Raw genomic sequence first — 26,423 nt, 5'->3', positions numbered from 1 at the left:
AAATGAAATTCATGTGAGCTTGCAATAAAAGCATATTACTCCGTTCAATGCAAGGGGCATAGACATGAAAAATATTAGCCTATAAGGGGCTTATAAAATGATACAAGGCAAGAAATCAAAATTGCTGCTGGGAATTACTGTAATCATTTTAGGTATTTTTTTATTCTCCGTCTGGAAATACTTTCAACCAAGAGAACTTGGTAGTGATTTTGCCAGTGGTAATGGACGGATTGAAGCGATAGAAGTTGATATTGATACTAAAGTTGCAGGTAGGATAAAAAAAATCCTGGTTGACGAGGGTGATTTTGTAAAGGCAGGTCAAGTACTCGCCATAATGGATGCCGATTCCCTTGAGGCTCAACTTCGCGAAGCAAAAGCTAAATACAAAGAAGCTCAAAGTAATGTGATTAGTGCCAAGTATCAGGTTATCCAACGGAAAAATGAAAAAGAAGTTGCCCTGGCTACGGTAGCACAGCGTCAAGCTGAGTTAAATTTAGCAAAAAATCGATTGTTTCGAGTTGAAAAGCTGGTGGCTAAAGGAGCAGCTTCTGTGGACAGTTTGGATGAAGCAAAAGCACTTTTTTATAGTGCAGAAGCAGTGTTTAAAGCAGCAAATGCCCAAGTTGCTGAAAAGGATGCCATGATAGCAACCGCAGAAGCACAGGTCAGTGGTGCAGAATTATCCGTTGATGCAGCAGATGCCACTGTAGAGCGTTTGAAGGTAGATATTAAAGACAGTACCTTGGTCGCACCTCTTGATGGACGTATTCAATTTCGTGTTGCTCAACCAGGAGAAGTGCTCGCTGCTGGAGGAAAAGTATTGAACATGGTGGATTTGACCAATGTGTATATGGTCTTTTTCCTACCAACAGAACAGGCTGGAAGGGTACAGATCGGTGCCCCTGTACATCTTGTGCTTGATGCAATTCCTCAATACGTAATCCCAGCAAAAGTGACCTTTGTTGCCGATGTGGCTCAATTTACACCTAAAACGGTTGAAACGGCGAGTGAACGCCAGAAACTGATGTTTCGCATTAAGGCTCGAATTTCCCCAAAACTGTTAAAAAAATACATCTATGCAGTAAAAACTGGACTACCCGGCATGGCTTATGTTCAGCTGAATCCCAAGAGTAAATGGCCTGCCAACATACAGGTGACTGTGCCAAATGACTGAAGAAGATACCAAGCTGGTTGGAGCGTTGGATAATGTGAGCCTCTGGTTTGGCAAGACACAGGCACTAAAACAAATCAGTCTCAAGCTTCCAGCCAACCGCATCGTCGGATTTATTGGACCAGATGGAGTTGGGAAATCCAGTGTGCTTTCCTTAATCGCAGGAGCACGTGCGGTTCAACAAGGAAAAGTTATGGTTTTAGGTGGCGATATGAAAAGAGCCCAGCATCGTAATGCGGTGTGTACACGTATTGCCTATATGCCCCAAGGGCTAGGAAAAAATCTCTATTCATCACTTTCAATTTTTGAAAATATCGATTTTTTTGGCCGTTTATTTGGCCATGAACGAAAAGAACGCGAACATTATATTACGCGATTGTTGACCAGTACAGGACTTTTGCCTTTCAAGGATCGCCCTGTAAGCAAATTATCAGGTGGGATGAAACAAAAACTCGGCTTATGTTGTGCCCTGATTCACTCGCCCGATATGTTAATTTTAGATGAACCTACTACGGGGATTGACCCTTTATCACGGCGCCAATTCTGGGAGTTAATCAGCACCATACGCAAGGATAAACCGCAAATGAGTGTCCTCGTGGCTACTGCCTATATAGAAGAAGCAGCACGATTTGATTGGTTGATCGCTATGAATGATGGTGGCATTTTAGCTACAGGAACCCATGCTAATTTGTTGGAGCAGACCCAGACTCACTCCTTGGAAGAAGCATTTATTGCTTTATTGCCTCAAGAACAACAAAAGCATCATCAAAAAGTAGTTATTCGGCCACGATCCCAACAAGAACATGCTGAAATTGCTATTGAAGCTAAAGAGTTGACCAAAAAGTTTGGTCATTTTACTGCAGTAAATTCAGTAAACTTTCGTATTGAACGTGGTGAAATTTTTGGTTTTCTTGGCTCAAATGGCTGTGGAAAAACCACTGTGATGAAGATGCTGACTGGGTTATTGCCAATTAGTGCGGGGCAAGTTTGGCTTTTTGGTAACACCGTTGATGCTCATGATCTCAATATCCGAAGACAAATTGGGTATATGTCACAATCTTTCTCGTTGTATGCGGAACTTACAGTTTTTCAAAATTTATTACTGCATGCGCGATTATTCCATTTGCCTAAACAAGAAGTGAGTACTCATATTAATCACCTGGTGAATCGCTTTTATTTAACTGATGTCATTAATGAATATCCCAACTCTTTACCCTTAGGGTATCGACAACGACTTTCATTAGCCGTAGCAGTGCTTCATAAGCCGGAAATTTTAATTCTGGACGAGCCTACCTCGGGTGTTGATCCCTTAGCTCGTGATTTATTTTGGCAATTAATAATTGACCTGGCTCGACAGGATCGGGTCACTATTTTTATTTCCACCCATTTTATGAATGAAGCGGAACGCTGCGATCGTATTTCTCTGATGCATGCAGGAAAAGTATTAGTTAGTGATAAGCCAGCCAGTCTCATAAAAATAAAAAAAACGAAAAACCTGGAAGAAGCATTTATCTGCTACCTTGAAGAAGCACAAAAAGAAAAGCCTAAAACTCAAATTACTTCATCAGCAGATAAAACAAAAGAAAGTTCTTTTCTTCCAAAAGAACAAACTCAATGCAGATCAGCATTTGATTTAAGACGAATGTACAGTTACTGCAGACGAGAAACACTAGAGCTGATTCGTGAACCCATACGTGCAATTATAGCTTTTCTAGGCAGTGTCATTCTCCTGATTATTATGAGTTATGGTATTAATCTGGATGTGGAAAATCTCTCTTTTGCGGTTTGGGATAGAGATCAAAGTACTGTAAGTCAGAATTATGTTCTTGATATTGCAGGTTCACGTTATTTTAGTGAGTACCCACCTATCATAAATTACAGTCAATTAGATAAAAGAATGCGTTCCGGGCAATTGAATTTGGCACTTGAAATACCCAGTGGCTTTGCCCGCGACATCAAGCGAGGCAGGACAGTACAAATAGGGGCTTGGATTGAAGGGGTTATGCCTCAGCGCGCCGAAACAGCAAGTAATTATATTCTGGGACTACATCAACATTGGCTGGCGAATAATATACCTGAATTGAAGCAAAACAATCCTCAGGATTACTTCAATATAGAAACACGGTTCCGTTACAATCCTGATGTAAAAAGTTTACCAGCGATGGTTCCCGCGATGATTCCTTTACTTTTAATGTTGATTCCTGCGATATTAACTGCACTTGCGGTTGTTCGCGAGAAAGAATTAGGTTCCATCATCAATTTATATGTAACCCCAGTTACTAAAATGGAATTTTTGCTAGGGAAACTACTGCCTTATATTGGTCTTGCCATGTTTAATTTCTTAGCGTTGATTGCTCTTTCTGTTTTCTTTTTCAAAGTGCCAATTACAGGCAGTTTTTTAACTTTTGTGATTGCCGCTTTTATATATGTAGTGATTGCTACATCTATGGGATTTTTGATTTCTACTTTTATGCACAGTCAGATTGCAGCGATTTTTGGAACGGCAATTCTAACCATTCTCCCTGCTTCACAATTTTCAGGAATATTAGATCCTGTATCGTCACTTGAGGGTTTAGGAGCAATGATTGGTCATGTTTATCCAGTGACTCATTTTCTGACTATATCCCGCGGTATTTTTTCAAAAGGACTTAGCTTTAATGACTTACATGGCGCTTTTATTTCTTTATTATTTACGGTACCCGTCTTATTGGGTCTTTGCTTGTTGTGCATAAAAAAGCAGGAGTAATAAATGGCAATAAGTAATATAGTCTACTTAGCATTTAAGGAACTGCGTGGCATGTTACGTGATCCCATCATGCTGGTATTAATTGTTTTTGCATTTACGATTTCCATTTACGCTGCCGCAACAGCTCTGCCAGAGACGCTAAATAAAACCCCCATTGCCATAGTTGATGAAGATCAATCTCCTTTATCACAAAGAATTACCGATTCATTTTATCCCCCTCAATTTACTCGGCCTGTACACATCAATTTAACGGATATGGACTCAGGACTTAATTCTGGAGCTTATACTTTCACCCTGGATATTCCACCTAATTTTCAGCGTGATCTGTTGGCTGGACGCCAGCCCTCTATTCAATTAAATGTTGATGCGACTCGTATGAGTCAGGCCTTCGTTGGTTCAGGATATATCCAAACTATTATTAGTGGAGAAATCACTGAGTTTTTAATGCATTATCGTGAAGTCGCTGTACCTCCTGTAGATCTGGTATTGAGGGTTCGCTTCAATCCGACCTTAAGCAAAACCTGGTTTGGGGCTGTTATGGAAATCATAAATAATGTAACCATGTTATCTATTGTGCTTACTGGTGCCGCGCTCCTTCGTGAGCGCGAACATGGCACTATTGAACATTTATTAGTGATGCCTATTACCCCATTTGAAATCATGACCAGTAAAATTTGTGCCATGGGATTGGTGGTTTTAGTAGTCAGCACGTTTTCACTAATTGGTGTGGTACATCAGTTATTGGCTATCCCTATTGAAGGCTCCATCTCTTTATTTGTGTTAGGAAGTGCAATGAATTTATTTGCAACAACGTCTATGGGTATTTTCATGGGAACCATAGCACGCTCAATGCCACAGTTTGGACTTTTGTTGATCTTGGTTATTTTACCTTTGGAGATGCTTTCAGGAGGCATGACACCCCGAGAAAATATGCCTCAGTTAGTACAAACCATTATGCTTGCCGCACCCATCACCCATTTTGTCATACTGGCGCAATCCGTTTTATTTCGTGGTGCAGGTTTAGATATCATATGGCCACAATTAGCAGCGCTTGCCTTTATTGGTTCAATTTTTTTCTATATCACTTTACTCTATTTTCGCAAAGCAATTAGTCTATTATAGGTGATTGGTTCACTAAATGAGCCCAGCGATTTCATTAAAATCCTTGCCACCGATAGATGATGCCTTTAAAGGACCAATTAAATTTTAATCGAATATAAATTAGGCTTTCATCCTCTTGAGCGATAATGTCATCGTTTATAAATTTGGGCGTTACATTTCGTTCTCGCGGGTTCTAAGCCAACCAACAAATTTGGCCAGTATACCGATGTTAATCACAGTCCAATCGATTTCATGAGCTGCCAAAAATTCCCAATACAACTTTAAACTATGCGCATAACCTTTGATCGTACATGGTGACTTATCCACGTTACGTAAATACTTTATGAATTCTGTGATGTGTTTAATAGGTTTGTATTCATTATCTAATACGAGCCAACTTTTCTTCATAAGGACTGACAATGACTTTCTGAACTTTCATGTTAACGCTCCACAATGGTTGCTAAATATAAATTATTTAATCAACGTTATGACTTAGATCCAAGTTATAAGTGCAAGTTTTGTTTATTAATTAACCAATCCAGTTGATATAATTCTATCGGTTAATTTTCAAATGGAATTTGTACGAAATGGGTTATAAACATTTAAATTATTTACAAAGATGTCAGATTTTAGCTTTTTGGAAAGCAGGGTATACGCAACGCAACATTGCTAAAGAAATCGGAGTACACGAATCAACCATCAGCCGTGAATTAAAACGCAACATTACCTTTACTTGGATCATGGCAATATAAACCTGACTATGCTCAAAGCAACGCTAATCAGCGACATAAAAACAAAAATAAATTTATAAAATTTACTGATTATGCCAAAAATTTTGTTCGCGAGAAGCTTCAACAAAACTGGAGTCCAGACCAAATTAGTGGTTATGCAAAGAAGCATAATCTTTTCATTTTATCGTTAATGAAAAAAAGAGGATCGGGGATTGGGAAATTGATACCATCATTGGCAAGCAACGGAAGCAAGCAGTAGTTAGTATAGTTGAACGTGTTTCAAAAAAAACCATTCTTAAAAAAGTCGAAACAAAAACTGCAGCAAAAGTTTCTGAAGCAACAATAGCGGGGTTAAAAGCATTTCCTGACGCTGTATTTACTATCACAGCAGACAACGGCTCCGAGTTCGCTTATCATGAAAATATCAGCAAAGAACTCAATACAGATTTTTATTTTGCTCATCCATATTCATCATGGGAACGTGGATTGAACGAAAATACCAATGGTCTAGTCAGGCAATATCTAAAGAAAGGTTCAAGTTTTACTTGCATCACAGATGAATATCTTGCTTTTATCGCAGACCAATTAAATAATAGACCACGCAGAAGCCTTGGTTATGCATCACCAAATGAAGTTTTTACGGAAGAAATCTGTACCATGAAATGAAGATGAAAATGAACACTATGTTATAAAAAGGCGCTTGCACTTATGACTTGTAACCACCCTACACTTTATACTTTAAGTCTGATTATCAAAATAATCAGACTTAGTGAAAAATCAGGGATGGCGGATTCAGGAAAAAATATGGCAGATTGCGAGCCAATCTTGGAATATTTGTAACATGTGGTAGTATTTTAAAAAAACATTATAAGGCTTCGCTATCATGTATAACACCCGAATAGAAATAGATAGTTCGTCTTTCGACAATCAACTTTGTAGTACAATAAATCAAATTGATTTGTTTTATCAGGCTTTTGAACGCCAATATAAAACCCAAGGGAATGGAGAGCTGAATTTTCTAAGGTCTTACGTAGCTGGTCATTCAGTTTTTAGAAAGGATATTTTGGACGACTCAAAAAATATTCTTGATATTTTAAGACATAGTCCTCCAAAAAACTCAGAGGAATTGAAAATATTTTTTAAACATAAAATATATGAGTTACAAAGTAAATGTGAGCATAGTAACTCTTCAGAATCTTCATTATTAAAGCTAATAAAAAAAATTTCTTCCAATTTGGAAAGTATTAATTCTCATGAATTTAAAGAAAATACGAATACATCCTTGGGGAAATAAAGTCGACTCAAATTAAATGAAGCCCAAGAGATGCATTTGAATTCGCGGCTATATACCAAGCCTACTTCTTCAAACCAAAGGTGAAGCGATACAAAAATAAGGCAAAGTAAGGCGCACCAAAGTGCGCAAAATTAGGATGAAGCTATAATTTGAAAATTATGAATATGAGCTAGAACACCTTTTTCCCATCCTCCTGCAATCAAATGTTCCGCATTTTTTTGTAGCGCCGAAGCAACCTGGCCCGAGAAATGCATTTTTTGAGCAGCTTTATCTTGGAAAGCATCAAAGATAGCGTAAGTATCTTTGTCAGTTTTTAAAGCAACCCAAAAATAAGTTTTTGGCTCTGTTGTATTAATAAGTTGGGAACCTCCTTTTAATAAGAGTTCTAATTCATGGCTTTTACCTGGGTTTGCCTTAAAAACAATATAAGATGCTTCTTTAGCGGTCAAAACCATATTCAAATTAAAATTATTAGCAGCAATGACATCATAGTTACATACATTAGCTAACACACCTTGATCCCAACCCCCTACTACCAATTGCGAAGCATTTTCTTTTAAGGCATTAGCAACTTGGCCTGTAAAATGCAACTCCCTTCCTTTTTCATCAAAAAAAATATCAAAAACAGCAAGATGATTATCTTTCTTTAACGCAAACCAAAGTGCGGTATTGGGTTCGGTTTGTCGCACAAGTTGCGCTCCTTTTTTAAGAAATTCTGCAAAATTTGACATGGATTCTTGTTTGCTTTCCATATTGATATAAGTAGCTTTATGAATGGTATTCGCGCTAGTTCGCATGGTTGTTTTACTCGCATAGTTAGAAGTTGTAAATCCAATAGATAGTAGTTTAAATTTCATAGCCCCAAAAAACTATCTACCGATAGATAGATTAATTAGATAAAAAATTTTAAAAAGTTTTTTTAATATAGTGTTTCACTGTTTCAACATAGGAAATATCCTCATACAATCTCGACATTAACAAGCCTCCTTCTAGTTGAACTAAAATATACCTAGAAAGTTCCTCCAGTTGAATAATGTCTAGTTTTTCTTTATCAGAAATTCCTTCGCTGATGACTTCTTTTATCCACTTGCCCATAACATTAAAAAAAGTTCGGACTTTAACCTTAACCTTTTCTGTTAATGAAATTACATCTGAGGCCAGCATGCCACCTAGGCACATTTTCATCTCATCATGCACAGTTAAAGAAATGACCTTATCCACAAAGTTCAATAACTTTTGTTGCAAAGATAAAGATGCATTAAATTTCAGTTCATTTAAAGACAATGACAGTCGATTCAATTGCCAGTCTATTACGGCAGCAGCCAAGTCTTCTTTAGCAGGATAATAGTAATGAATACTTGACGTTTTAATACCCACCACCTGCGCAATATCTTTATAACTAAAAGCGTTATAACCCATCGTTTGGATTAAACTTTCTGCAGTGGTTAATATTTTTTCTTGTGTTGTTGTAATTTTCATAATAAGTATTCTATCTATCAGTAGATACATTGTCAATTTATTTGTGTGTATATGGGGTCAGGCCTTGAATTGTGAATTTCAAAACTATAGTGATAATTTTTTAACTATTTTACTCACACTAGAATAATGCAAGCAAAAATCTTCCCCAATTTCTTCACAATTCAAGTTCTACCCCCATTGCATGTGGGAAATTATCAAGAATACTCAGAGCAATTTGGACAGATTATTTAGCAACGGGATAAGCGCAAATGTAAACCAACGTTAATTCACGCGGATAATCAAGGCTTGAACAATTCGCAATTAATTTAAAATATAAAATTTACTATCACTCGATAAGAAAAGCTCGCGATTGGCTTCCATGAGATCGCGTGTTTCTTCAGCAAAGGATAATAATTGACCAACCTCTTCCAAATCTATCACATCACGAATAGCCCCTTTCACATTCCCAGTTTTAAAAAGAGATGGAGCACGATTATCAGCGGCGTGGATCAATGCTTTTAATTCTCGTTTAATTTGTTTAAGTTCCTGAATTTTTTCAGGTAATTCCAAAAAATAATCTCTTATCCCATAATTGTATTCATTTAAAGCTATGGAGGTTAATTTTTCAGTACCGCTGCTGAACTTGGCATAATTATTCAATTTTTTACTTTTAAAATAATCCTGTTTACTGGAAGTTCTTAAATTTTCAATAGTTTCTTCATATATGTCTTTCTGGATCAAATAATTATGTAGACTGTTTGGGATAAATGAGCCAGGATCATTTATTGCTTCAATTGAATCCTTTAACTTGGTAAATCTAACCCTCAACTCACTAGCGTCAACAATATAAGACAACTTTCTTTTTTTACTCATAATTTGCAGGCAATACAATTATTGTGTATAAATTATACATTACTAGATAATTTTATTCAATTTTATTGCCATGGTAGAGGCTGCGGGAATCGAAGCCGCGACAATTAAGATTTATTCAATTAGATATCTTGAGATAATCAGAGTTAAACGCATAGCACCTACATTAGGCCTCTATGCCACCCTCTCCAAATGCATTACAATCGCCCAATTTGTTCCCTTTAAGAGATTAAAATTATGGCTGTTGAAGTTGTTGTTTTTGGTGGTTCGAAATCAGGTAAAACTACACTTTGCCAACTGCTGACTGGTAAGCCCGTTGACCTATCTTCAAAATCCACCTCTACTTATAGTGCTTTCAATTCAAAGGAATGGGATATAAGCAAAATTAACATTCGTCAAAAACATGGAAAACAAATTTCTGATATTTTATCAAATGCAAGAATAGCACTCTTTTGTGTTGATTTATCAGAAGACTATAATGCAACAGAGACAAAAGAAAAAATTGCTCAATTTAGAGCACGCAATCCAGAGGCGCCCCTCATTTTAGTGGGCACAAAACTTGATAAATCTGATGATGACCACCGTATCCTCACAATTTTTAATGAAGTAAACAACGAACTCCCTGAAAACACAAAAGGTTTTGCAGAATGTATTTCCTTTTCAGCTAAAGATAAAGGCGAAAGCTTAATTAATCTTTCAAAGCGAATGAAGACGCTTGGCCCAGGTCCATCTTATCCTTTACAACAAGCCCGGAATAAGTTAGATCCTAAGTCGCTTCTCTACAAAGCTATAGATGATTTTATTTCTGCTGCCGAAGAATTTAATTTATCGGATGAGCAATTTGTTCAACTTGGCGATCAAACCAATTTATTAATTACCTATCTGAGGTTTGGGGGAAAAGATAAAGAGCAGTTGATCAAAATTTACTCCGAGCAATGCAAGAAAATTTTGAATGAACAACCCATACCCCTTAAAGAGGCGTTTGCTGCTATTGTTACAGCGGCTCTTACCAGTCTTTTAGTATTTTCAATTGGTTTTGCCATTGGGTGCGCCGCTGGCGCATGGACAGGCCCTTTTGCCTTGCTAACAGGTATTGCAACAGGCTCTGCCGCTGCCACTAACTTGCTTTTTTTAAGCGGAGGTTGTGGGGTGGTTACGGCGGGGGCTTTAACTCACATTGGTTTCTTTAAAGGTGCTTCAATTGGCTCCGCCGAAATCGAGTGTATAGAATCAGCAGCAAGAGCCGAACTCATGCTCCATGGCATGCAGTAGCCTATATTTGACCGCAGGCTCTAAAGAGAGCTTGCCAAACTAAGTTTTATAATGAGCATAGTACATTTGTTTGATAATAATTATTCATCGAGTCTATTATCTGCGCCATTTAAAATCCGAAGTTTGATAGTCACATAAACTTTATAGGCCCCAACCCTCCCGTGTAAACAATACAAATCTTTAACAAAAATGGAGCGTAAAAGGGAAAAGCGTTTGCAATATGTTTGGGGCCAGGCTTGATATAATTGATTAATAGAGCCCTTTTCTCGCGCCTCATAATTAGCCCCCCCTCTCTTGCTGATAACCAAAAGGCGTATGATGAATAAACTCTGCATAATCTTGAAATAAAGCGGCAATATGTCTCTGAAATTCCGTTTTATTTTCTGAAGATAAGAACGGCCATAAGAATAGAGAAATACTCCCTTTTACCATAAACTCTATGGTGCAATTAATACCAATGAATAAATTCATGAGCATGTATTCAGAAAATAGGAGCTCCAGATGCCCATGTTTTTTTTCGCGCAGCCCAGTAAGATTGAAAGAAAACTTGCCAGAACACATAAATTTGTTTGAAGAAGGGATAACGATAAAATGGCTTGTCTTTTTGGAGAAAAGCAGCATATTCCTCAGACATTTCAACATTGCGCCACTCTGTAGCGGTTAGATAGGTCTGGTAAAGTTTACGTTTATATTTCTTATCCGTTGCCGCAATTTTTTTGCTAAACTGGTCTAAAAATTTCCCCATGAGAATTTCCTATGAGCCGGTCAGCCACGTTTTGACGAAACGGGCATTTATCGTTTATTTAAATGCAGATAATAAAATTAAATTTTATCCTTATTTGCATTACTTGGCCTTATTAACCTTAATAAGGTTATTCCATTGTCGATGGTGAACAATTAATGTAAGCAATTGATTATATTAAAATAGCAAGAAAAACAATTGTTGAAAATGTCAAAATCATTCCAGACCGGTATAAAGCTCTCGAAAAAATATTGTCGATAGGAATGGCGTTGTTTGGCGCTTTAGTTCTCATCAATTTAGACATACTATTAGCACCTAAATGATTAATTCTGGTGCTCCCCAAGTAATGGTGAACATTATTTAGGTCATGAGTCACCAGAAATGACCGCTCGTTCTGCTTATATTCATAATGAAACTATGAAAGCTGCTTTTGTTGAATATCAAGAAAAACTCGTGAATACCCAAGGAAAAGTTGAATCATCAGATATTCAAATTAATGCTAGGTGGCTAAGAAAAATATTATGTATCAAACTCTCCCTAATGAGCTTTGCTCCCACCCCTAACACAGCAAAAATGCCCCCATGCTAATGCTTGTTTAACATGTACTCATTTTAGGACATGTAGAAAACATTTGCCTGACCATCACGTTGGCGCGTTAATAATGAAAGTTCAGAAAATCAAATTAAATTCCCATGATTACACCTGGATAGAAGAGGATGAGACACGACTATCCCCCTGAGCCATAAACATGTGAATGTACTTGGACACTATTCGTTTATACGTGCAGAGCGAGTCTGAATAGACAACTTAGATCACTGAAACACCCAACGGAACTTGAAAAATAACCTTAGCGTAGGTTTTCGTTCCATTGGGCTTCAGCCCCCATCTATGGTATAGAACTTGTAGAAGAAACCGTTAAATACCAATCAGTATTACTAAAGTATGGGCATCACATTTCCTGAATCATTCCTAAAATACTCATATTCCCCACCTGCAGGCTCTTCTATTTGATGTGGTGCATTGTTTTGTTGAGTAAAAAATATGGATAGTCGACCCAAAGGATGTTCCGAATCATCAATTTTTCTTCTCTCAATAGCTTCACCAAGGTTATTTTTAGCTCTTTTTTCTGCTCTAGGCTCTGCAATTTCTGGACTTTGGCGTGCTTTTGGTGATTCCCTCTCAACAGGTTTCAGATTATCTTCCCCTATTAGCCATGGAGCTTGAGTAGTTTGCTTAGGGGGTAATACTACATTTGATTGAATGTTTGAAGCAAAAAAGCCAAATGAAGAAGTATTGTTTTTTTGTGGCGGGGTTACTTGACCTGCTAATATTTTCTTACCATGGCTAGAGCAATGAATTAATCGATTTACAAATGGTACGCGTTTATTGTGAACCATATAACTACAAATTTTATCTATATCGCCTTTGCTGTGTATTATTTTTTCCAGAAAGTGCTCATCACAGGGGTGGGCCCTATGGTTTGCATTTTTATTATTTGCTATAGGGAATTCAGAAATAAGAAAGTTAACTACGGCATAGCAAGCAGCTGACGCTAATTTGCATTCGTCGAATATCCTGAGCAAATCATTTAAATTATGAATTGCTGATTTTAATTGGCTCACTGTAAGTTGTTTATCAAATAATAAACTTTCAAAATGTTTATGTGCATTCATTTTGCTTCTATCAACGCGTTTCACCTTATCAATAAAAGTATTTAAGACAGTATTAACTTCTTGTAGAGGTTCTTGAAGTTGGTTTACTGGCTGTTGTACCTGGAGTGGTTGTATAGATAATTGCTTTTGTGGTTGTAGATAAACTGGTTGAGTCATAGGTTGATAGGGATTGGTTTTAGGCGCGATAAAAAATGGGGCTGAAGGCGCCATTTCATAATTGCCCACCATAAGATTTTGAAGATAGCTTGAGGTTGATATTGCCCACATCTGGAATTGTATGGCGCGTTGCTTCAATGGATACTCTGTTATCAGGTTAATAAGTGCATCAAAATCATTTTTGTTTTTTATCAGTAATGCCATAAATTGATCATCGCAGTGGGGAGCAAGGACTGTATTAGGGTAGTCTTTTGGGAAAACAGTAGCTAACTTATGTAGTAGGAGATAACGATTTTCAATAGACATTTTAGCATGGCTTAGTATATAAATAAGATCTTTTAGACTACGTATACCTGCTTTTAAATGAGCCACGGTCAAGTATTGATTAAACAACGATCCTAAGTCATATTTTTTTTCAAATGGTGATACATCTGTTTGAGTCCAGTGATCTAATCTCTTTTTAAACAATTCTAAAGTTGAGAGAGGCAATTGTGAAACAACCTGCCCTACTACAAATTCTTGAGATTCCGCTGGTTCTCCTATTAATGGAGTAATTTGATCAAACTTATTTTGCATAATGATTCCTCAATACTTCTTTTAACTATAGGACTTAAAGGATTAAATTAATTGCAGGACCTTATTTCAAGATGAGATAAGGGTTAATTTGATATAGCCCTAGAAAAAGCTAGGAATTGTAAAGAGCATTTATTAAGATAAGATTAAGATCTATACTGAAAATACGCATTTTTCATATCCTTGATGGACCTTGGAGCTGAACTTATGCTAGTACAAAAATAAAGCTAGGTATGTCGGTGAGTATAGTTGACCCAGGCTGCAGGCTTTGCTGTGAAGTCCAAACACACGAGCAAAATCAGTATTTTGGTTGCGAACTTAGATAAGTTCAATCTAAAATAATGGGTTCAATGTTAAGTTCTACGTCATAATACTCATTAATTTGCGATTGAATCCAATCGGCAAACTCCAATAATTCTGCTTGACAAGCACCGCCATAATTTACCATAACCAATGCATGCTCCTGGTAAATGCCAACGTTGCCTTGTCGTAATCCCTTTAGGCCCAAACTATCAATCAGCCACCCTGCTGATACTTTAATTTTCTCGGGATCATGCGTGGGGAACGTCGGTAAATTAGGGTATTGAATACTTAATTTCTGCGCCATTTTCTTTGGTATGATAGGATTATGAAAAAAACTACCTGCATTACCTAGCACGTCGGGGTCGGGTAATTTACTTTGACGAATCCTAATGATTATATTACGTAAGTCATACGGTGTTGGATTAGTTATAGATGAAAGCCTTTGTGCAACATCACCATAATTAGCATTAAGATTAGGCTCTGTTAATAAAGTAAAACTGACGCTAATAACTATAAAACGCGAATTATTTTTTAAAAAACTGTTTCGATAACTAAATTGACATTCGCTATTGCTCAAACTGATCAGTTTTGCAGTTTGAATATCATATACCAGAACCTCTTTGATAAAATCTTTAACCTCGACTCCGTACGCTCCAATATTTTGAATTGGCGCTGCCCCCACTGTGCCTGGAATTAAGCTTAAATTTTCCAACCCAAAAGCACCATGAGTGTTACAATAAGCTACAAAAGCATCCCAGTTCTCACCTGCCATTGCCGTAACAATTTGTTCTTGTCCCACTTTAGTAATTGTAATGCCACGTAACTCATTATGAATAACTAAGCCTTGATATTGGATGGGTATAATTAAATTACTCCCACCTCCCAAGATAAAAAACCTGGAGAATTTAGAAATAATTTCTCTCAGTTCATCTAATTGTTCGACTTGATTTAAGACAACATAATGAGACGCCGCTGATTTTAAGTGCAATGTATTTAAGGGGGTTAAATCAATATCGTTTAGAATGTTCAGCATCGGGTGCCAATTAATTGAGTATGAATTATTTATTATCGCGAATTTTATTTGGAGGCACAACCGTATCCTCTTGTATAACCTCTTTCAAGCGTAAGATTATAAACTCCAGCAATCAAATGTTTCTATAGCAGTCTGTAATAATTTTAAAGCGTTTAACTATGCCAATCACGCTCTCATTCTTGAATAGCGACTTAAAAGTCTGGACAGTGAAAATGCTCCATCTTTCACTCAGTTCATAACTTACATGTATCACGCAATACCTTCAGTGTCATCGGCAAGTTTCTCCGATACTAATTTATTGGGCTTTCCAAAGTTAATATTTCATTAATAATTATTGTATATAATTTGCACATATTGTTTTTTTGTAGAAGGTAATTATGGCGAGAGACAAGGTGGTTCACAGTACAAGAAAATCTTTACCACAACAAGACATTGCTGTTTTGCCAGAAAACGTTCTAGGGAAAGATATCCTGGTGGGAGATCTTCATGGTAATGATGAGATGTTAATGCTCTTGATATCATCACTCGAAGATAATGACCGTCTAATTATTGTAGGTGATCTCACGGACAGAGGCAAAGGTAGCTTAGATGTCGTTAAAACTATTATAGAGTTTAATAGACAACGCAAAAAAGCTGGCTTACCAGAAATTCAAGTGATTCGTGGAAATCATGAGAGTATCTTTCTAGACTATTACCATGGCAAAAGTAAGCACTTATTAAATAAGGATATTGGTGGCCATTGGGCATTAGATTGTTCACCCAAAGATTTAAAGTTAGTCGCGGACTTCTATTCTTCATTACCCTATATAGTTCATGTAGAGGGAGCCGATCCATTTAATGTAGTGCATGCTGATATGCCCATCACAGATGAAGATTTACTGGAAAGAATTCGAAATCATCAATTCATGTTGTCGGATACAGAGAAACACCACGCCACCTGGGCAAGAGAACATGTTGATATACTGGGTACGGGGCGTGATATACATTCAATTCTTACTTATTGTGGTCATTCTATTGGTGAAGGGGTGAGAACAAAATCGAAACATATCAATTTGGATGTGGCTGCTTACCTAATGAATAATGTGTGTATGGTTGAGCATCAAACGAAACAAGTTAAAATTCTTGGCAAAAAAGATACTAGATCCTTTGATTTAGGTAAGCAAAAAACTGTTCTGGATATTAAAAATGAAATTGAATTGTATTTTCTATTCCTAGCTACATTAAAAAAAATAAATGAAATAGGAAGTAGTCCTGCACTAGCTCAGAGAGCAAGAAAAATAGATGCAGAAATCATTGAGCTGATGAATGAATATAGAAGACGCGGGCATGATACAAATGGAGTTTACTTAAATGTTTTGAATGAGGTGCTGCCCAAATTAACGTCTGACATGCAAACTTCTCTTTATGATTATATACTTCATCATCGAGTCAGTGTAAAAGTGTCAAAGGATGATGTAATGACCATTCTGCTAAATCTCGAGAAGAACAAGGATATTAGTCCTCACGAAAAAGCAAAGCAACTTAATGATTATTTACTAAAAATCGCCTTCATGCCAAATACATTTGGACGAAATGTGCAAACTTCCTATTTAATTGCGCTTCGTGAAGTTGCCCCTCTGTTCTCAAAGCAAACAAAAGAAGCCCTAGGGCATTATTTACAAATATCAAAAACTCATAAATTAGCTGAAACAGATTCACATCGTATGTTTGTTATCAATGAATCTGCTGATAGACCTAATGATAGATCTAAGTATTACATTAGGAAGGCTTTGAGTATTTTAGATGTTACCCCAGTTGTACATGATAAGGGCAGTGATTATTATACTCGCTTAAAACAGATTCTTTTAGAACAATATGCTGCATTGCCTCCCTGCTCCTCACTAGAAGACTTAGAGTTGAGCGCAAAATTGGCAAAAATTGAAGCAAACCACGTGGATCCTATGGCCCGGTATGATGCATTAAGAGAGGCTTGGAATAGTGGCTGGGAAAGTTATTTTCATGATGTACCTGGTAAAGCCGGTACACGATGTGTTGACATCATAGAACAAACAATTGAAACGTTTGATACGGAATTAGGTAGATCCAGTCTGAGGTTAGGCTAGATATTGGTAATTTGTAGCGGGTATTTATTCAATCTGATGGAGAGGACACGTTAGTCTTCTCTAAACCTTCTTCTGGCTGTGGAGTTCTGTTGAATCAAATCCTCGTATCTTGCCTGCATGACTGTCCTTAAAAGAACGATATAGTAAATTATAGTACATTGCCTCTCGCCTTATGAATTGGACTATGAACCAGGGGAAATACTTATTTACATATAGCAGAAAATTAGCGGAAAATGTGCTTATTGTACTAGAACCTCTATTACTACTACAATTATAATAATCACCCTCACTACTAGTTGTTATGGATAGTTTAATTTATTGGTTTAAGCCATATATATTTGGTTTCAAGAAGTTTTTAATAAGCTTCCAAGTCGAAACTTATGTCTTGATCATTTTACCGGCCATCTGGATTTTAATTAGTTGTTTTTTTGAAAAGTCCATCTTGTTGTTCCTACTGGAAAGCAAAAAAGATTTTATTTTGTGGAGTTTCTTTTATGGTGGTTATCTAATTAAAATAGGGTTTATTCTTTTCTCTCTTTATTTCTATTTCAAGTTGGCTAGTTGGGTTGGATTCTGGCTAGGAAAAAAAATATCTAAAGATGACTCTCCCTCTACAACTCATCTAAAACAGTTTTTATTAAGTGTGGCCTATATTATGCTCGCGATAGGATTATATAATGTGGTCTTCTCTCTCACTTTACGTCAAGTAGCCGCCACCTCTACTCGAACCAGTATAATCGCTGCTAGCCAATTATATATGTCCATGGATGATAAGATTTTTGGTGGTTATCCACAAATCTGGATACAGAAGTTCTCAATGAGCAATATTCTTGATTACTTGTTAATCCAGGCATACTCTAAACTGCCCTTATTTCTTGCTATTGTGCTTATAGGATTGCTTTGTTTCAACAAGCTATACTTTCGGAAATTCTTAATCGCTATATTTATCGCGCCATTTTTAGCAATGCCATTTTGGTATGCTTTGCCTGCAGTATCTCCAAATGAAATGTATCGAAACAATATATTCTCTGTATCGTCCATTTCAACAACACAAAAGCAATATGAAGAAGCAGTCACCAGTAAAAGGCTCCAGACCTATTTGCATGATCTTGAAGAAGCTATTGCAAACCCGCATCAAAAATACCCACTCATTTTTACTAATCCCAGTATGCATGTTGCTTGGGGGACTATTATTACTTATTTTGCAATCATACTTTGGTGGCCATTAGGGTTTATTTTTATACCGTGGTTAATTTTTAATATACTGTCAACGCTATATACTCTGCAGCATTATGCTGTTGATCTACCCTGCGGTTTTGTTTGCGCCATAATCGCAATCATTATAACGCACTATATCTTTAAATTTGAGAAGAAATATTACACTGGACATTACAGATCACTCTATTTTGTCAACGTTGTTCAAGATGACGTAGCCTTTTTAAAGGCTACATTGAAGACTATATGGTTAAAACGCCGGAGATCTCATGTTAGCAATTTTAAAAATGATAGCGATTAAGCATCTATACGCGTATTAAAGTATCCTGGCCATATGATTTGTTTTACCATTACGCTAAATTCCAAATAATAATTTAACTCTTATGCTAAAAAAGACCATTCATGAGCAACAACTTATCGAACTTTTAAACGTTCATTACGGAATAAATATTCATGCAGTACAACTCATCCTTGGTGGTGCAGATATGAGTGCGTTTGGATATAAGGCTGACTCCGAATCCAATTCATATTTCGTCAAAGTAAAATTCGGCGATCATAATGAGATTAATTTATCAATTATTAGCCTCTTGCATGACGCTGGAATAGAAGAAATTATTTTTCCTATCCAGACATCCGAAGCAAAATTATTCCAGTATGAAGATCATTTTAAAATAATTGCGTACCCATTTATCCATGCACCAAATGGTTTCACTCAAAATTTAACAGAAAAACAGTGGACACAGCTTGGAAAAGTATTAAAGAAAATTCACGAAACATCAGTTCCCGCCTCGATTCAACAACAATTAAGACAAGAAACGTATTCAACTAAATGGCGTGAAATAGTCAGGTCTTTTTATAGTCAAATTAAATTGAATCATGCAGATGATATAATTACTGCTGACTTTAAATCTTTTTTTAAACAAAATATCGACGCTATTTACCGATTAGTTGATTCTACAGAAGAACTATCTAAAAAAATGAAACCTGATGTAGATACGTATGTATTATGCCATTCTGATATACATGCGGGTAATGTATTGGTAGATAAAGAATCTATTTACATTATTGATTGGGATGAACCTATATTAGCACCCAAAGAGCGTGATTTGATGTTCATTGGTGGTGGTGTTGGTAATGTATGGAATAAACCCCATGAAATTTCCTATTTTTATGAGGGTTATGGTAGCACAAACATCAATCAAACAATTTTGTCTTATTACAGGCATGAACGAATTGTCGAAGATATGGCATTGTATGGGCAAGACTTGCTTTCACGCGACCAAAATGATCAGTCCAGGCTTGAAAGTTTAAAATATTTTAAATCTATGTTTGCTCCAAATGATGTGATTGAAATAGCTTTTTCTATGAGCTAATGAGCAATTCAACTTCGCCCCTCCCCGCAACATGTCATGACAGTTTCGTGGTACGTAGGCTATTTATTGATTTGTTCCACAGAATTTTTAACATCCTCATAGGCTGTATTTTTTAAAACATCTCCATGCGCACTAATAAGATGCTTGAATTGCAAATGTAACAAATAGTCGAAATCAGCCTTATGTACTCCTGTGGCATTAAGCCATATAGGCGAGATTCTTGCTTTTGTGATTTCTCCTTGGGATATCGCCATTTTTGCCGTATCTTCACTAAAATATTGGTCGATTTCAACCCAGTTTTTTATACTGTCACAGGTGATAATTATGCCTTCCTGATTATTCATATATATGAAACCTTCAGCAGGAGATGAATTTTTGAACATAAAAAAATGGCTATTTTTTATTGGTAACGCATTATTGTCTTGCAAGCATCTTGTAATATAAGCTTTTTTTTCAGGATGAACAGTCCAAAACTCAGATTGATATCTATCTAAATAAAACGCATCATCCCTTCCATGAAATGCCCCGATGCTAACAACATGTTTGACTGAACCTAACATATCGAGTGCTCGCAGCCCTTCCTCGTTAAGACGTACGGTATTAATTAGTGTTAAATCACCGTTCGAATTGATAATGGTCATATTCCTGCTGTGTTGAATCCGCGTATCTGCAAAGTAGGTTATGTTTGAACCACGCACAACATAGACATTTTCAAATGCTTTAATAATATCGCCATGAGGCCACGCTGGAGAATATTTTGACATAATTACTATCCCTAATTTTCTAAGTAGTTACCACTATTTGCTGATACTCAAACATCAGTAGCTATAATATATTAAAACAGAAATAAGGATTATGGACGAGAAATAAAATGATCTTTGAATTAAGCAATGAGGGAACAGTGCAACTTTTGGAGGGCTCTAAAAAGGCGATTCCCTTTAATATTATTTTGGCCACATTACTCGCCATTATTATATACCATCAGGTCCCCTTCTTATTAGTTAGTGTGTGGTATGTCGGAATTCTATTAATTAGTTTCATTAGATGTTTTTTTTGTTGCCACATTATTAAAAACAAATTATATGAAGTAAAAAAAAAATATATTTTAATTACGTTTTTTTTACTTACACTAGTCATGGCGATTGTATGGGGCTCTTGTTACCTAATATCTTTACCTTATGTAACAGAGCTTTATGAATTCATTATTATATTAGCACTTGGTGGGATGAGCGCTGCCTCAATTGCCTCGCTTTCTGTTTATTTACCATCCTATTATGCCTATATATTCCCTATGTTTTTACCCGTCATCATATACAATTATATGCTTTTAAATATGGATAGAGCCATTTTGGCGACCATGTTTTTTATATTTGTTGTGATGCTCACTATTTTCGCAAAAATAAATAAAAAATTATCAGATAAAACATTGCAACTATCTCAAGAAAAAGAAGCATTGATTTATGAGTTACAAATTATGTCTATCACTGATCCTTTAACTGGCTTATATAACAGAAGACATTTTGCAATGATCTTCCCACATGAGTTTGAGCGTGCTAAGCGCAATAGATATCCTTTAAATCTTATCTGGATGGATATAGATAACTTTAAATTAATTAATGATAATTTCGGCCATCCTTATGGTGATAAATTTTTAATTGACGTCGGAGATTTGCTCAACAAGGTTTGTCGACGAGCTAATGATACGCTTTTTCGACTCGGAGGAGACGAGTTCGCTGCAATTCTTGCCAATCAACCTCTTGAAGAAGCTATCTCTGTGTGCAAAACAATTAAGCGGCTTTTTAAAGAAAACTTAGCGCATAGTCATTTCAATATAAATGAACGGCTAATTTTAGAGCAAGTTACATTGAGTATGGGAGTTGTTAATATTCATTGTGATTCTTCATCTAATATTGAAACGGCGATTAGCCTTGCGGATAAAGCACTATATCAAGCAAAAAAAAATGGTAAAAATCAAATAATAATTGAACAGTTGCATTAATTAATACGGAGCTTGCAGCTATTGTTTCCCATATAGGGATAACAACTTTTCAATGCAATCACAATGAGTACAATCAGAAGAGTAAAAACCGCAGCAGATATGCCATTTTTCCTTTGTATCTATTAAAAGGTAGAATCAATATTAAAGTTATTCCTTTAATTTTTTGATGATTAAGATAATTTTACTTTTAAAAAATATCTAGATCAGAGTTATTCTTTATAATATCAAATTTATTTCTTATCATTTTTTCTTTCTTGGCTAAATGAGAGTTTATTTTATGAGGCAAACCATTCGATGCTAGAGAACTTCTGAAAAACTCTTTAACAGCACCAAAATCATCATTATTGCTAAAATAAAAATCGTGTACTTTTTTATTAGAATCAATATATAAGTATAGCCACGTGCCTTTGATGCGTATTTTAATTTTTTTAATATTTAAACTAGATGTTAAATCTTGATTATTTAAAAAATTTTGCCCATCATTTTTATTAAAATGATGTTTAAGTTGATGAAAATCACCTTGACTAATAATTAAATTACGCTCCTTTGCTAGTTCCTGTAAGTCGGAAAAATCTAAAAAGTAATTCTTATCCCAAAATAGCAATAAAGGTGACAAATATCGTGCCCATTGCTTGTTTTTGTGATACCAAAATAAACTATATATGTCCTGCAATAGATCAAGAAATGAATAACCAAGCATTAATTTTCCTTATTTTTTTATAATCTTTTCAGGAAATCTCCAAGCAAAAGTGGAAAGTCTGGTAAAACCGGAGTCTGTTTCAAAGTATAATATTCCCAGAAAATTTCATTGCTCTGAATGGTTGATGTATGAGTTATCAGCATGCAAAAAAAAATGACTGTATTGGGAAAATTAAGACCATTAAGAAACCTTGATAATCCTTAAATCGGTTGGTCGCCCCATTATCTCTATACCACCTAATAACAAAATCCGTTCATCATTGATATGCTCAATCAAGCAAGTTTTTTCTCAATATATAACTTGTATAGCCCATAAAATTATCGGGTAATGTGGCGATAACCTGATAACCAAGTTTTTCATAGAATCCTCTTGCTTGGAACTCTGCAGTATCTAGTTGAATCATTGTGCACTTATTTTCTTTTGCAAACACATCTAATTGTTTAAATAAATCGCGTCCTAATCCCTTACGACGATATTTCTCATGGATCCAGACAGTAAACACTCTGCATAAAGTACCAAATACATCGCCCTTAATGCCACCAAGAACCTCTGATGCATTATTTTGCGCGTGGATGATAAAAGGTTTTGCTTCATAGGTGCCAATAATTGACTCATTAAATTTTTTTAAATTGTCATAAATGATTTTAGAAATACCATCATTTTCTTTAAAATCAGTAATGATTTTAACTGAATCATTCATTCTATCTCCTGCCAAAATGTGGTAAATCCCTTGGCTAAGCACTACTGTAACGGCTTAAACCCTACTTGTCCACATTGGCCATTATAAAAATAGTCGTAAAAATATAATGGGCGACGACCAGTATTTACAAAAACCTGACCGGTTGCGGTGCTGTCAATCCATTGAACTAAAGTAGGAGTCGGACTATCCATTGGCGGCAAGGTTCCATTAACGGTGTTAAAGCTGTATTGCATCGCAGGTGTGCTTAAAGATCCCATTAAAATAGACATGCTAATTCCTGCAGGTACTTCATCTTTTGAATTGTAGGTACCAGCAGGCCATTGGGCTTTGGGTAAGTCAATGAACATCGAATCAATACCCACATCAAGAAGCGCAGTACCACAGAACTGATTAGTCTGCGGAGAATTTGGAAAGCTGAAACAACCTGCTTGAGCGTTAAAGTCACCTGGAACTGCAGGGTTGGGAGATAGGTTGACAACGTTATATCCATTGCTATTCGTTATCCCTAGTGTGAGCCCAGTCGCTGTCGTTGTATCGTTCGGGGTGAGGTAGTAACCCGGGCTTAGATTGGTCCCATTTTCGGCATTGGTTAAATGAAGAAAAGCATTTGCCGTGGGTGAATTAAACAAATCATTAGTAGCAGTGCTGTTGCGGTTAAATCCAACTCCCATATAATGTAGATCTGGTGTAGGAGGGTTTGAATAACAAGATCTGGTGGTCGGGCCACTGCAATAGGCTTTATCAATCCCAAGAACTATTATTGGAATAGTTTGCACTATACCGTTGCTTGTTTGCACTCTGACAGGAGCTAAGTAGTAATTACCTGAATAAGTATTTCCACTACTATCATAATATTTGACTCCAGGTGCTCCAGGACCTATGACGTTGGAGATTGGCAATTCATGAATAGGGACAATTACGCCCAAAGAACCAGTATCAATAGTAAATTTATTAAGAGTGGCTGTTGATGATGACGTGTTGTAACCTACATCCGCCATTACTTGCAAGGGATATGGGAGAGTTTGTACCAAGGGTACCTGATAACTCGTGTTTCTATAGGAGCAAGGTGGTGTATTTTGTTGTAATACCTGAGTAACGCCAAGGGCCGCACCGTTATTACTGCTGTCACTAATCCAAGCATTGATCGAAATATTATTGGGAAACGCCTTCCCATTATAGGTAAAAGTAACTGAGCCGGTGCTAGTAGTAGTTGAAGTTGGCTGGATCACTCCTTTTGGTGCGCCATAAACATCGACATGGATTGGATTATTTTTGCTTGGAATCAGTGGCTGTCCCTGAGAATTACACATTGTCATTTTGATTTCAAATTTCTGTGCTGTGCTTGGTGTGCTTCCACCAGGATTATTCACGCTTGTAGCGGTTGGCGAAAAAGAAATGACATTTGCTTGGCAAGTTTGTGGGGTCAGTACAATAGTTGCTGTTTTTGTGTTGCTTACAGAGAATAGACAATATCCATTCTTTTGTAAGCTACAATTAGAAAGAGCATACCCTGGTGTATTTATTTTAATCCCAGCATGCGTATAGGTATGGTTAGGTATTGTCGTAAGTATGTTTAATGTTAAGGCTGAAACAGAATGAGTTTGACATGATGATGTTTTCCCTTTTCCATTTAAACATAGAGACATCTGTACTGCGGCTGCTGTTCCTGTTGCAGAAACATTAAAAAATGAACCACTTCCGGAAAAAGCATTGTGGCAAATCATTAGCAGTGAGACGGTAATTATATTCCTTAAATGTTTTACCATAAATTAATCCATAATTAAAAGTTGGGCAAGTAGCAGGGATATTTTTCTTTAACTTCATGATTTTTAACACTTAATTGTCAATGAGTCAATTAAAGTCATGTACATAGCACGGAATTAACTCGGTAAGCTACTAGCAAAACTAAGACTGGGGTGCAATAAATCGGTTTGCACTAAACGGTAATGGATCAACAATTACCTCCCCTTCTGTTATCATTTCAGCAAGCAGACGGCCTGTAATTGGTCCTAGTGTCAAACCATGGTGTGCATGTCCAAATGCAAACCAAAGCCTCTTATGACGAGGAGCGGAACCAATAATGGGAAGCATATCGGGAGTGCATGGTCTACATCCCATCCAAGGAGTCTCATCGAGTCGCATAGTAATCGGAAAAAGCTTACGTGCAATAGGCTCCACTAAATCAAGTTGCACAGGGGTCTTTTTTGAATCTCGCTTTGCAAACTCAGCTCCTGTAGTGAGGCGAATTCCACGTGACATGGGCGCTAGTAAAAAACCGTTTTCAATATCAAGTATTGGATGAAAAAGATGTACATTTTGCCTTACACCATAATGCATGTGATATCCCCGTTTCACTGCAAGTGGAAAGCGGTATCCTAGCCGAGAACATAAAATATCTGACCAGGGGCCTAAAGCAATCACAGCATCATCAGCTTGGATCCGCCCCTGCTCTGTTTTAACGGTCCATTGATTAGATAACGTGAATGCATCCCCAAAAAAGAACTGGCCGCCAAGATGCTCAAAGTATTTTGTGTAGGCTGCTACCAGCGCACCAGGGTCGCTTACAGTTTCTGAGTCTGTATACCGAAGAGCACTTAACAATGATTGATCGAGATCAGGTTCAATTTGATGTAATGAAGATGAATCAAGGAACTCAAATTGGACACCATATTCAGCTTTGCACTGTTCAGCAAATTGTATTTCAGCATCTTGTTTTTTAGAAGTCCTAAAGACTTTAATCCACCCTCCTGGGCGCAATAAATGGCGAGCTTGTGCGGCATTTGCAAGTGCGTGATGTTCACTCACACAATATTGGATTAAGGTTTCATAAGAACGAGCGATCCTTGCATGGCGAAATGAATGGGAGTTCATCCAGTATTTCCATAAGAAAGGTGCCAGTTTGAGTATCGCTTTGGGGTGATATCGGACATCTGGAGAATAGTTCAAAGCATACTTAATCAGTGAAGCAATATCTCGAGGAAAGGCATATGGATATACTCCTTCACGTTGAATCAATCCGGCGTTACCAAATGATGTCTCGCTGCCTGGTGATTTTAAATCGATTAATGCGACAGAACGTCCCCGCATTTGCAAATGAGTTGCGATCGATACTCCTACAACTCCACCTCCCAGTACAACGACATCATATTTCATAAAGCATACACTCCGCTTGCTATTATTGCTCGTTATACGAGCTTATAATTTATTCATT

Annotated in this window: 22 protein-coding genes and 1 pseudogene; 10 read left to right on the top strand and 13 right to left on the bottom strand. The window is 36.7% G+C overall.

The features are described from left to right. Positions 1 to 97: 97 nt before the first annotated feature. Genes BGO44_RS08055 through BGO44_RS08045 form a run of 3 tightly spaced genes read left to right on the top strand, consistent with a single transcriptional unit; the run spans position 98 to position 5,039 of the window. Positions 98 to 1,174 (top strand): HlyD family secretion protein, encoded by a 1,077-nt coding sequence (locus tag BGO44_RS08055; RefSeq protein WP_273197890.1) that lies wholly within the window; start codon positions 98 to 100, stop codon positions 1,172 to 1,174. Beyond that, complete coding sequence (gene rbbA / locus BGO44_RS08050; RefSeq protein ID WP_273197889.1) at positions 1,167 to 3,917, top strand: ribosome-associated ATPase/putative transporter RbbA; 2,751 nt, start codon at positions 1,167 to 1,169, stop codon at positions 3,915 to 3,917. Before BGO44_RS08055 ends, rbbA begins: the two co-directional genes overlap by 8 nt. A 3-nt stretch (positions 3,918 to 3,920) precedes the next feature. Further along, positions 3,921 to 5,039, top strand: a complete 1,119-nt coding sequence (locus BGO44_RS08045; protein WP_273197888.1) for an ABC transporter permease — start codon at positions 3,921 to 3,923, stop codon at positions 5,037 to 5,039. A 150-nt stretch (positions 5,040 to 5,189) separates the two neighbouring features. Here BGO44_RS08045 and BGO44_RS08040 read toward each other — a convergent pair whose 3' ends face one another. Beyond that, positions 5,190 to 5,426: a site-specific integrase gene (locus BGO44_RS08040; RefSeq protein ID WP_273197887.1), complete on the bottom strand. Its 237-nt coding sequence runs from the start codon at positions 5,424 to 5,426 to the stop codon at positions 5,190 to 5,192. Between the two features lie 179 nt (positions 5,427 to 5,605). On the opposite strand from BGO44_RS08040, the pseudogene BGO44_RS18660 reads away from it, so the two are divergent. Continuing rightward, positions 5,606 to 6,415: pseudogene (locus tag BGO44_RS18660) on the top strand (IS30 family transposase). Between the two features lie 217 nt (positions 6,416 to 6,632). Continuing rightward, a complete protein-coding gene (locus BGO44_RS08030) occupies positions 6,633 to 7,043 on the top strand; it encodes a hypothetical protein (RefSeq protein ID WP_273197886.1) in 411 nt (136 codons plus the stop codon). A gap of 131 nt (positions 7,044 to 7,174) precedes the next feature. Here the strand turns inward: BGO44_RS08030 and BGO44_RS08025 are convergent, their stop codons facing one another. From BGO44_RS08025 to BGO44_RS08015, 3 genes are all read right to left on the bottom strand, one after another. Then, positions 7,175 to 7,900: a hypothetical protein gene (locus BGO44_RS08025; protein WP_273197885.1), complete on the bottom strand. Its 726-nt coding sequence runs from the start codon at positions 7,898 to 7,900 to the stop codon at positions 7,175 to 7,177. 49 nt (positions 7,901 to 7,949) lie between these two features. Next, positions 7,950 to 8,522: a TetR/AcrR family transcriptional regulator gene (locus BGO44_RS08020; RefSeq protein ID WP_058510331.1), complete on the bottom strand. Its 573-nt coding sequence runs from the start codon at positions 8,520 to 8,522 to the stop codon at positions 7,950 to 7,952. A gap of 300 nt (positions 8,523 to 8,822) precedes the next feature. After that, complete coding sequence (locus BGO44_RS08015) at positions 8,823 to 9,374, bottom strand: hypothetical protein (RefSeq protein ID WP_058510330.1); 552 nt, start codon at positions 9,372 to 9,374, stop codon at positions 8,823 to 8,825. A gap of 234 nt (positions 9,375 to 9,608) precedes the next feature. On the opposite strand from BGO44_RS08015, the gene BGO44_RS08010 reads away from it, so the two are divergent. Continuing rightward, a complete protein-coding gene (locus tag BGO44_RS08010) occupies positions 9,609 to 10,643 on the top strand; it encodes a GTPase domain-containing protein (RefSeq protein ID WP_273197883.1) in 1,035 nt (344 codons plus the stop codon). Between the two features lie 279 nt (positions 10,644 to 10,922). Here BGO44_RS08010 and BGO44_RS08005 read toward each other — a convergent pair whose 3' ends face one another. The 4 genes from BGO44_RS08005 to murB all read right to left on the bottom strand — a co-directional run bounded on the left by BGO44_RS08005 (position 10,923) and on the right by murB (position 15,123). Then, complete coding sequence (locus tag BGO44_RS08005) at positions 10,923 to 11,114, bottom strand: hypothetical protein (protein WP_273197882.1); 192 nt, start codon at positions 11,112 to 11,114, stop codon at positions 10,923 to 10,925. A 10-nt stretch (positions 11,115 to 11,124) separates the two neighbouring features. Next, positions 11,125 to 11,388, bottom strand: coding sequence for a hypothetical protein (locus BGO44_RS08000; RefSeq protein WP_273197880.1), 264 nt, complete (start codon positions 11,386 to 11,388; stop codon positions 11,125 to 11,127). A gap of 932 nt (positions 11,389 to 12,320) precedes the next feature. Continuing rightward, positions 12,321 to 13,790 carry a hypothetical protein gene (locus tag BGO44_RS07995; RefSeq protein WP_273197878.1) on the bottom strand — a complete coding sequence of 490 codons (1,470 nt, stop codon included), beginning with the start codon at positions 13,788 to 13,790 and terminating at the stop codon, positions 12,321 to 12,323. A 325-nt stretch (positions 13,791 to 14,115) separates the two neighbouring features. After that, the gene (gene murB, locus BGO44_RS07990; RefSeq protein WP_273197876.1) at positions 14,116 to 15,123 is read right to left on the bottom strand and encodes a UDP-N-acetylmuramate dehydrogenase; all 1,008 of its coding nucleotides are present in this window, start codon (positions 15,121 to 15,123) and stop codon (positions 14,116 to 14,118) included. A 377-nt stretch (positions 15,124 to 15,500) separates the two neighbouring features. Here murB and BGO44_RS07985 point away from each other — a divergent pair, with 377 nt between their 5' ends. The 3 genes from BGO44_RS07985 to BGO44_RS07975 all read left to right on the top strand — a co-directional run bounded on the left by BGO44_RS07985 (position 15,501) and on the right by BGO44_RS07975 (position 19,813). Beyond that, positions 15,501 to 17,225, top strand: a complete 1,725-nt coding sequence (locus BGO44_RS07985; protein WP_273197875.1) for a metallophosphoesterase — start codon at positions 15,501 to 15,503, stop codon at positions 17,223 to 17,225. Between the two features lie 478 nt (positions 17,226 to 17,703). Then, a complete protein-coding gene (locus tag BGO44_RS07980) occupies positions 17,704 to 18,741 on the top strand; it encodes a phosphatase PAP2 family protein (protein WP_273197874.1) in 1,038 nt (345 codons plus the stop codon). Positions 18,742 to 18,823: 82 nt separating this feature from the next. Next, entirely contained in the window at positions 18,824 to 19,813 is a 990-nt protein-coding gene (locus tag BGO44_RS07975) for a phosphotransferase (RefSeq protein WP_273197873.1), read from the top strand. Positions 19,814 to 19,872: 59 nt separating this feature from the next. On the opposite strand, the gene BGO44_RS07970 is transcribed toward BGO44_RS07975, so the two are convergent. Next, the gene (locus BGO44_RS07970; RefSeq protein WP_273197872.1) at positions 19,873 to 20,577 is read right to left on the bottom strand and encodes a hypothetical protein; all 705 of its coding nucleotides are present in this window, start codon (positions 20,575 to 20,577) and stop codon (positions 19,873 to 19,875) included. Between the two features lie 107 nt (positions 20,578 to 20,684). On the opposite strand from BGO44_RS07970, the gene BGO44_RS07965 reads away from it, so the two are divergent. After that, the gene (locus BGO44_RS07965; RefSeq protein ID WP_273197871.1) at positions 20,685 to 21,812 is read left to right on the top strand and encodes a GGDEF domain-containing protein; all 1,128 of its coding nucleotides are present in this window, start codon (positions 20,685 to 20,687) and stop codon (positions 21,810 to 21,812) included. Positions 21,813 to 21,999: 187 nt separating this feature from the next. Here the strand turns inward: BGO44_RS07965 and BGO44_RS07960 are convergent, their stop codons facing one another. The 4 genes from BGO44_RS07960 to BGO44_RS07945 form a co-directional block, all read right to left on the bottom strand. Then, complete coding sequence (locus BGO44_RS07960; RefSeq protein ID WP_058510317.1) at positions 22,000 to 22,512, bottom strand: DDE-type integrase/transposase/recombinase; 513 nt, start codon at positions 22,510 to 22,512, stop codon at positions 22,000 to 22,002. A 268-nt stretch (positions 22,513 to 22,780) separates the two neighbouring features. Continuing rightward, on the bottom strand, positions 22,781 to 23,212 hold the full coding sequence (locus BGO44_RS07955; protein ID WP_058510316.1) for a GNAT family N-acetyltransferase: 432 nt from the start codon (positions 23,210 to 23,212) through the stop codon (positions 22,781 to 22,783). A 41-nt stretch (positions 23,213 to 23,253) separates the two neighbouring features. After that, positions 23,254 to 24,978 (bottom strand): hypothetical protein, encoded by a 1,725-nt coding sequence (locus tag BGO44_RS07950; protein ID WP_273197870.1) that lies wholly within the window; start codon positions 24,976 to 24,978, stop codon positions 23,254 to 23,256. A gap of 139 nt (positions 24,979 to 25,117) precedes the next feature. After that, positions 25,118 to 26,365 carry an NAD(P)/FAD-dependent oxidoreductase gene (locus tag BGO44_RS07945; protein ID WP_273197868.1) on the bottom strand — a complete coding sequence of 416 codons (1,248 nt, stop codon included), beginning with the start codon at positions 26,363 to 26,365 and terminating at the stop codon, positions 25,118 to 25,120. Positions 26,366 to 26,423 lie beyond the last annotated feature (58 nt).

The organism is Legionella sp. 39-23 (assembly GCF_001897665.1).
In the GTDB taxonomy this organism is placed as follows: domain Bacteria; phylum Pseudomonadota; class Gammaproteobacteria; order Legionellales; family Legionellaceae; genus Legionella; species Legionella steelei.
Note: the sequence above shows the minus strand (reverse complement) of the source record. Positions and strands in the feature narration are given on the sequence as shown.

Bases quoted from the DNA above. Each gene is read 5' to 3' on its own strand.
- BGO44_RS08055 (WP_273197890.1), top strand. From the start codon at position 98: ATGATACAAGGCAAGAAATCAAAATTGCTGCTGGGAATTACTGTAATC.
- rbbA (WP_273197889.1), top strand. From the start codon at position 1,167: ATGACTGAAGAAGATACCAAGCTGGTTGGAGCGTTGGATAATGTGAGC.
- BGO44_RS08045 (WP_273197888.1), top strand. From the start codon at position 3,921: ATGGCAATAAGTAATATAGTCTACTTAGCATTTAAGGAACTGCGTGGC.
- BGO44_RS08040 (WP_273197887.1), bottom strand. From the start codon at position 5,426: ATGAAGAAAAGTTGGCTCGTATTAGATAATGAATACAAACCTATTAAA.
- BGO44_RS08030 (WP_273197886.1), top strand. From the start codon at position 6,633: ATGTATAACACCCGAATAGAAATAGATAGTTCGTCTTTCGACAATCAA.
- BGO44_RS08025 (WP_273197885.1), bottom strand. From the start codon at position 7,900: ATGAAATTTAAACTACTATCTATTGGATTTACAACTTCTAACTATGCG.
- BGO44_RS08020 (WP_058510331.1), bottom strand. From the start codon at position 8,522: ATGAAAATTACAACAACACAAGAAAAAATATTAACCACTGCAGAAAGT.
- BGO44_RS08015 (WP_058510330.1), bottom strand. From the start codon at position 9,374: ATGAGTAAAAAAAGAAAGTTGTCTTATATTGTTGACGCTAGTGAGTTG.
- BGO44_RS08010 (WP_273197883.1), top strand. From the start codon at position 9,609: ATGGCTGTTGAAGTTGTTGTTTTTGGTGGTTCGAAATCAGGTAAAACT.
- BGO44_RS08005 (WP_273197882.1), bottom strand. From the start codon at position 11,114: ATGAATTTATTCATTGGTATTAATTGCACCATAGAGTTTATGGTAAAA.
- BGO44_RS08000 (WP_273197880.1), bottom strand. From the start codon at position 11,388: ATGGGGAAATTTTTAGACCAGTTTAGCAAAAAAATTGCGGCAACGGAT.
- BGO44_RS07995 (WP_273197878.1), bottom strand. From the start codon at position 13,790: ATGCAAAATAAGTTTGATCAAATTACTCCATTAATAGGAGAACCAGCG.
- murB (WP_273197876.1), bottom strand. From the start codon at position 15,123: ATGCTGAACATTCTAAACGATATTGATTTAACCCCCTTAAATACATTG.
- BGO44_RS07985 (WP_273197875.1), top strand. From the start codon at position 15,501: ATGGCGAGAGACAAGGTGGTTCACAGTACAAGAAAATCTTTACCACAA.
- BGO44_RS07975 (WP_273197873.1), top strand. From the start codon at position 18,824: ATGCTAAAAAAGACCATTCATGAGCAACAACTTATCGAACTTTTAAAC.
- BGO44_RS07970 (WP_273197872.1), bottom strand. From the start codon at position 20,577: ATGTCAAAATATTCTCCAGCGTGGCCTCATGGCGATATTATTAAAGCA.
- BGO44_RS07965 (WP_273197871.1), top strand. From the start codon at position 20,685: ATGATCTTTGAATTAAGCAATGAGGGAACAGTGCAACTTTTGGAGGGC.
- BGO44_RS07960 (WP_058510317.1), bottom strand. From the start codon at position 22,512: ATGCTTGGTTATTCATTTCTTGATCTATTGCAGGACATATATAGTTTA.
- BGO44_RS07955 (WP_058510316.1), bottom strand. From the start codon at position 23,212: ATGAATGATTCAGTTAAAATCATTACTGATTTTAAAGAAAATGATGGT.
- BGO44_RS07950 (WP_273197870.1), bottom strand. From the start codon at position 24,978: ATGGTAAAACATTTAAGGAATATAATTACCGTCTCACTGCTAATGATT.
- BGO44_RS07945 (WP_273197868.1), bottom strand. From the start codon at position 26,365: ATGAAATATGATGTCGTTGTACTGGGAGGTGGAGTTGTAGGAGTATCG.